This is a genomic window from Pseudorhodoplanes sp., assembly GCF_035565795.1.
Classification (GTDB): Bacteria; Pseudomonadota; Alphaproteobacteria; order Rhizobiales; family Xanthobacteraceae; genus Pseudorhodoplanes.
Genome location: NZ_DATMRV010000250.1, coordinates 1 through 6,622 on the forward strand (window position 1 = coordinate 1; position 6,622 = coordinate 6,622).

The 6,622-nt window shown below is 60.9% G+C and carries 5 protein-coding genes; 2 read left to right on the top strand and 3 right to left on the bottom strand.

What is annotated here, in order from left to right:
- The 3 genes from VNZ93_RS22245 to VNZ93_RS22255 form a co-directional block, all read right to left on the bottom strand.
- Positions 1–705 (bottom strand): FAD/NAD(P)-binding oxidoreductase (locus tag VNZ93_RS22245; protein ID WP_325710528.1); only part of this gene is annotated, 705 nt, incomplete at its 3' end.
- Entirely contained in the window at positions 702–2,894 is a 2,193-nt protein-coding gene (locus VNZ93_RS22250) for a xanthine dehydrogenase family protein molybdopterin-binding subunit (RefSeq protein ID WP_414710158.1), read from the bottom strand. The genes VNZ93_RS22250 and VNZ93_RS22245, both read right to left, overlap by 4 nt.
- A 17-nt stretch (positions 2,895–2,911) precedes the next feature.
- Positions 2,912–3,364, bottom strand: a complete 453-nt coding sequence (locus tag VNZ93_RS22255) for a (2Fe-2S)-binding protein (protein WP_325710541.1) — start codon at positions 3,362–3,364, stop codon at positions 2,912–2,914.
- Positions 3,365–3,942: 578 nt separating this feature from the next.
- Here VNZ93_RS22255 and VNZ93_RS22260 point away from each other — a divergent pair.
- Together VNZ93_RS22260 and VNZ93_RS22265 are read left to right on the top strand one after the other, a co-directional pair.
- Positions 3,943–5,004, top strand: coding sequence for a patatin-like phospholipase family protein (locus VNZ93_RS22260; RefSeq protein WP_325710534.1), 1,062 nt, complete (start codon positions 3,943–3,945; stop codon positions 5,002–5,004).
- A gap of 4 nt (positions 5,005–5,008) precedes the next feature.
- The gene (locus VNZ93_RS22265) at positions 5,009–6,469 is read left to right on the top strand and encodes a GntP family permease (RefSeq protein WP_325710537.1); all 1,461 of its coding nucleotides are present in this window, start codon (positions 5,009–5,011) and stop codon (positions 6,467–6,469) included.
- Positions 6,470–6,622: the final 153 nt, after the last annotated feature.

Genomic DNA, 6,622 nt, shown 5'->3' on the forward strand with positions numbered 1-6,622 from the left:
CTTCCACGCCGCCTGGAACAGCTTCTGCATCGTGAAGCTTTCCTTCGCGTCCAGAATGATGACCTTGGACCGCGGCTTCTTTCCCTTGAGATAGTGCGCGATGAGGCTGGCACGTTCGTAGGGCGCTGGCGGGCAGCGTGCCGGATTGACTGGCACAGTGATGATGACAGCCTCGCCATCGTTCATGTCCTCGAGCTGACGACGCAGCACGTCGATTTCACCGTTGCTGGTGAAGGCCGGCGGCATCGCAGTCATTGCGGTCTGGTCGTAACCCTCGAGCGCGTTCGGCAGAAACGCGATGCCTGGCGACACCACGAGGCGATCGAACGTGAGATTCTGGTTGTTGCCGAGCAGAAGACGTCGCTTCAACCGATCAATCCCGACCATGGGTGACAGAGCCACCTCGACGCCCAGCGCCTTGATGTGGTCGTAGCCAAATTGCTGGGACTTCAGATCTGTCAGTCCGCCGAGAATGGCATTGCTGTGCGGCGGCGCCGTATAAACTGGATTGGATACGACCAATGTGACGGCAATCTTCGGATCGATCTTACGCAGCGCACGCGCGCAGCTCGTCCCGCCGAAGCCTCCGCCAACAATCACGACGCGCGCTGAGCCCTGCGCGATGGCCGGCCTCGGAAACGCGGCAGCCGCGGCGCTGGCCGCGGCTGCCTTGATCAAGCTTCTGCGATCGACGCGGATGGTCACGCGATCTGCAAATTATGGTTCTTCAGCGGGAACGAGCGATAGCGCTTCCCGGTCGCCGCGAAGATGGCATTAAGCACGGCCGGCGCGGCCACGAAGATCGTGGGCTCGCCGACACCGCCCCAGAAGTCGTTCGTCGGCACAATGACCGACTCGACATGCGGCATCTCGGACATACGCAGCGAACCATAGGTATCGAAGTTTGTCTCGACCACGGCGCCATCCTTGACGGTGATGCCGCCATGGAACAGCGCCGACAGCCCGTACACGAACGAACCGGCAATCTGCCGCTCGATCTGCGCCGGGTTCACCGCATGGCCCGGATTTGTGGCCGCCACGATGCGATGCATCTTGACGTTGTTGTCCTTCACCGACACCTCGGCAACCGCCGCAACATAACTGCCGTAACCCATATGCTGGCAGATGCCGCGGAAGATACCGGCGGGCGCGGGCTTGTCCCAACCGGCCCGTTCCGCAACTGCATTCAGGACCGCAAGATGCTTCGGATGCTTGCTCATCATCTTGCGGCGGAATGCCAGCGGATCCTGTCCGGCCGCATGCGCCAGCTCGTCGATGAAGCATTCCAGATAGATCGCATTCTGGTTGTTGTTCACGCCACGCCAGAACCACGGCGGCAGGTGCGGATTGCGCATGGAATGATCGATCAAGAGGTTCGGAATGTCATACCCGAACTGCCCTTCCGTGCCGCCGGCATTGAGCCCCTGGAAGGTTGCAGGATCGGAACCGGCCTGCATCGCCTCGGGACGCGCATAGGCAAGGATCGACTGACCGGAGATGCGCATATGCAAGCCGACAAGGTTGTTGTCCTTGTCGAGTGCGCCGGTCAGTTTGCACTGCGTCACCGGATGGTACACGCCGTTGGTCATGTCCTGTTCGCGGGACTTGATCATCTTGATCGGCACACCCGGCATCTGCTTGGCGATGTTGACCGCTTCGGTGACGTATTCACTGCGCGCGCGCCGGCCGAAACCGGTGCCAAGCATCAGGCGATGGACGATGCATTTGTCCGCCGGCAATCCGGACGCCGCGATGGTTGCCGCAAAGGCCGCCTCGCCGTTCTGCGTCGAGGTCCAGACCTCGCACTTGTCCGGCGTATAGAGCACCGTCGCATTCATCGGCTCGAGGCAGGCGTGGTTCTGGTAGGGGTAGGAATAGACGGCCTCGAGTTTCTTCGCAGCCCCCGCGAAAGCCGCCTGAACGTCGCCCGCCTTGTTGCCGACGAACTTGGTATCGGCCGTCAGCCCTTCCTCGAGCCACTTCGCGATCGATTCCGATGAAACATTGGCATTTGGGCCCTTGTCCCATTCGATCGGAAGCGCATCCAGCGCGGTCTTGGCCTGCCACCAGGTCTCGGCGATGACGGCAATAGACTTCTCGTCGACCTGAACGACCTTCTTCACGCCCTTCATGTTCACGACTTTGGAGGCGTCGAAGCTCTTCACCTTGCCGCCAAAGACCGGGCAATCCTTGATCGCCGCGCTCAGCATGCCCGGCATGGTGAAGTCGATCGAATACACCATCTTGCCGTCGACCTTGTCGCGGGTGTCGAGCCGCTTCAGAGGCTTGCCGGCAATCTTCCAGTCTTTCGGATCTTTCAGCGCGGGCTTTTCAGGCACCGGCAATTTTGCCGCAGCTTCGGCAAGCTTGCCGTAACTGAGCTTCCGCCCCGACGGCCCATGCGTCACGACGGAATTCGCCGCGCTGCATTCAGAGACAGGCACTTTCCATTCATTGGCAGCAGCCTGAATCAGCATCATCCGCGCGGCTGCGCCGCCTTCACGCACATATTGATTCGACTCGCGGATCGCGCGACTGCCGGTGGAGTTGAAATTGCCCCAGGCACGCTTGCGCTTCACGTTGTCCATCGGCGTCGGATATTCGGTGACAACCTTTGACCAGTCGGCCTCAAGTTCTTCCGCAATCAACTGGGCGAGGCCGGTCTGCGACCCCTGCCCCATTTCCGCGCGGACGACGCGGATCGCGACAGTGTCATCGGGCCTGATCGCCACCCAGATGCCGAGCTCGTTCGGGCTGAGATTTTCGCCAAAGCCCTGTGCGGGGCTCGACTGCGCCAGCGCTGCGGCGCCAAACGGCAAATCAAAGCCGAGCGCCATGCCGCCGGCGGCGGCCGTACCGATCACAAAGGCACGCCGATTCATCTTCGGGACCATGTTCATGCGCGCCTCCCTCAAGCTTTCGCCGCGGCGTGGATGGCCGCGCGGATTTGCTGGAAGGTTCCGCACCGGCAGATGTTGGTCATCTCCCGGTCGATGTCTTCGTCGGTGGGCTTCGGATTATTCTTCAGCAACTCGACCGCGGCCATAATCTGGCCCGACTGGCAATAGCCGCATTGCGGAACTTCATGGTCCAGCCACGCCTGTTGCACCTTGTGCAGAGTACCGCCCTTTGCGAGACCTTCGATCGTGGTGATGGATTTGCCTTCAGCATCTCCGACCTGAAGGCTGCAGGAGCGCACCGCGCCCATTCCTTCAATCTGAACCGTGCACGCGCCGCATTGTGCAATGCCGCACCCGTACTTTGTACCAGTCAGACCTACATTTTCGCGGATAACCCACAGAAGCGGGGTGCTGGGATCGACGTCTATATTGTGCGTCTGCCCATTGATGGTCAGTCGAGGCATCAACTCCTCCAGATTTTTCACGCGACTTACGGACGCGTTGCGGCGGGGAGTATATTCAGTTTTTATTTGGTCAAAAGAGAGACTGAGTGCCATCAGAAAGTTTTTGATCGTAGGGAATAAACTCGCGCTGACAAAGTGACCCGACATGTCATTAGCCCGCGCGATCAACATAATCATAGCGCTGATTGCTGCAGCGCAGCGTCGATAAACTGAGCAAATTTCGCAATCCAGAAAACTCGCGTGGTCGAGAGATTATGTGCGCCTGGAATGCGGTCACCACACCCATAACCGCACCACCGCCCGGTACGGAACAACCGATTGTGACTATCGCGCGCGGGGAGAGCCCGATACGGCTTCGAGGCTCGCTTCTTGCTGGCCCGTTCCTTGCTGAGGCTCTTTTCCTTGCTGAGGCCCGTTCCTTGCATATGAGACGTTTGCAAATGGACGCTCCTTGCTTGAAGAGCCGATAACAATGCCGGGCGACAGGCCACCGTTGACGTAACGGCGATAGGCCTCCTGATAGGTCTCAATTGCCTCAATTGCCGCATATTGTAGGCAGCCACCCGTGTGCGCACGACATGAACAGTAAAGATTCAACGGGCCGATCAGGCTCTCGCCGCGCAACCGTGGCGGTGGATTTCGCCCTGCAGGGCGGCGGCTCGCATGGCGCTTTCACTTGGGGCATCCTCGACCGGTTGCTTGAAGAGTCCTGGCTGAAGATCGACGGCATTTCCGGCACATCGGCTGGCGCGATGAACGCGTCTGTGATGGCGGACGGTTTTACCGAAGGCGGAGCCGCGGGCGCGCGTGCCGCGCTTGATCGCTATTGGCGCTATGTCGCCGATGCGGCGCGGTTCAGCCCGTTTCAGCGCAGCCCGGTCGACCGCATGATGGGGCGATGGACGCTCGACCATTCTCCGCTCTTCGTCGGCATGGACATCATATCGCGGCTGTTCTCGCCCTACGATCTACAGTCGCGCGGCACCAATCCGTTGCGGCGTCTTCTTGAAGAGCTGATCGATTTCGAGCGCCTCAAGCGATCCCCGATCAAGCTGTTCATCAGCGCGACCAATGTGAGAACAGGCCGCGTCCGCGTGTTCAGGAATGGCGAGATCACGCCGGATGTGCTGCTCGCATCGGCCTGTTTGCCGACCCTGTTTCAAGCAATCGAAATTGACGGCGAAGCCTATTGGGACGGAGGCTATTCCGGCAATCCGACGCTGACGCCTCTAATACGGGAGTGCGATTCGAAGGATACCATCCTGATACCGATCAATCCCATAACCCGGCCGGGCACGCCGACTACAGCGCGCGACATCCTGAACCGGCTGAACGAGATTTCGTTCAACGCCGTCGCATTGAAAGAATTGCGGATGATGGCGCTGCTGCGTCAGGTCGCCAGCAACACAGCCGGCAGTGACAGCGAAGGTGCGCGCTGGGCGCAGATGCGCGTCCATCTCGTACCCAATGATATCATGGCAACGCTCGGCTATTCGTCGAAACTGAATGCCGAATGGGATTTCCTGTCGATGCTGAAGGAGGAAGGGCGTAAGGCAGCGAGCACATTCCTCGAAGCGAATGGCGACGGGATCGGCGTAACCTCTACCTTCGATATCGACCGCCTGCTGGACCTGGCATAGCAAAATGGGCCTTCTCGGAATCCTCGTTGCGCTCGGCCTGCTGATCGCGCTCGCCTATCGCGGGTGGAGCATCCTGCTGCTCGCGCCGGCTGCCGCCTTGCTGGCGGCATGGTTCTCGCGCGAGCCCCTGCTCGCGCATTGGACGCAAACTTTCATGGGTAGCGCCGCGCAATTCGTGGCGCAGTTCTTCCCGATCTTTCTGCTTGGAGCGCTGTTCGGCAAGCTGATGGACGATACCGGCTCGGTACAGGCTATCGCCCGCGGCATGACCGAGAAGCTCGGCAAACAGCGCGTAGTTCTCGCGGTCGTTCTGGCAGGTGCCATCGTGACCTATGGCGGCGTCAACGTGTTCGTCGCGTTTTTCGTCATCGGGCCGATGGCAATCACGCTGTTTCGCGCAGCCGATGTCCCGCGCAGGCTGATGCCGGCGGCAATCGCGCTCGGCACCTCCACATTCACCATGACTGCGCTGCCGGGAACGCCGGCGGTCCAGAACGCGATCCCGATGCCATTTTTCGGCACAACCCCATTCGCGGCACCCGGCATCGGCATCATCGCGTCTCTGATCATCTTCGGTTTTGGCATGTGGTGGCTCAACCGCGCCGAGGCTGCGGCCCGAGGCAAGGGAGAAGGCTTCGACAGCCGCAGCGTGGAAGGACTTGCGCAGACCTCGCTCGCCGACGATCAATTCCTGCGCGAGCGCGCCACGGCATCGCATGAGTTCGATCCGGCCGAACTCAATCACGGCCAGCATAGCGAAACAGCTCCCTCGCCCTCGCTCGCAGCCATCCCACTTGTGGTCGTGGTGCTGGTAAACCTGCTGATGTCGTTCGTTGTGCTACCGCGGATCGATTTCAGCTTCCTCGGCGACGAACGCTGGGGCAACACCACGCTCTCCGCACTGGCTGGCGTCTGGTCGGTGGCGGTAGCGCTGGCCGCAGGCGTGGCCGTGCTGCTCTTGCTCAACTTCAGGCGGCTGCCCTCGATCCGCGAAAGCATGGATGCCGGCGCCAATGCATCGGTACTGCCGCTTGTGACCGTTGCCAGCCTGGTCGGGTTCGGCGCGGTGGTTGCGGCCCTGCCGGCCTTTGCGATCGTGCGCGAATGGGTGCTGTCGATCGGCGGCGGCCCGCTGGTGTCGCTTGCGGTCGCCACCAACATCCTCGCCGCTCTGACCGGATCAGCTTCGGGCGGCCTTACCATCGCTCTTGATGCGCTCGGGGAGACCTATATGCGACTCGCTGCCGAGCAAGGCATCGATCCCGCAGTCATGCATCGCATTGCAGTCATCGGCGCCGGCACACTGGACTCGCTTCCGCATAACGGCGCGGTGGTCACGCTGCTTGCGGTTTGCGGCAGCAACCATCGCGAGAGCTATTTCGATATCGTGATGGTCGCGATCGTAGTCGCGCTGATCGCCCTGGTCGCGGCGATTGTGCTCGGATCCGTGTTCGGATCGTTCTGACGCGGCACTGATCGCACCGCGTCAGGTAGTAAGCCCTCAGCTCTCGCTCTAAGTCTTGCGTCCCGAGCCGTCCGACGGATCCGGAATTTCGCCCGGCAGATAGTTCGGCAACCGGCTGGCCGGAATGATCGCAAGCATCGAGAGTCCAGCGAG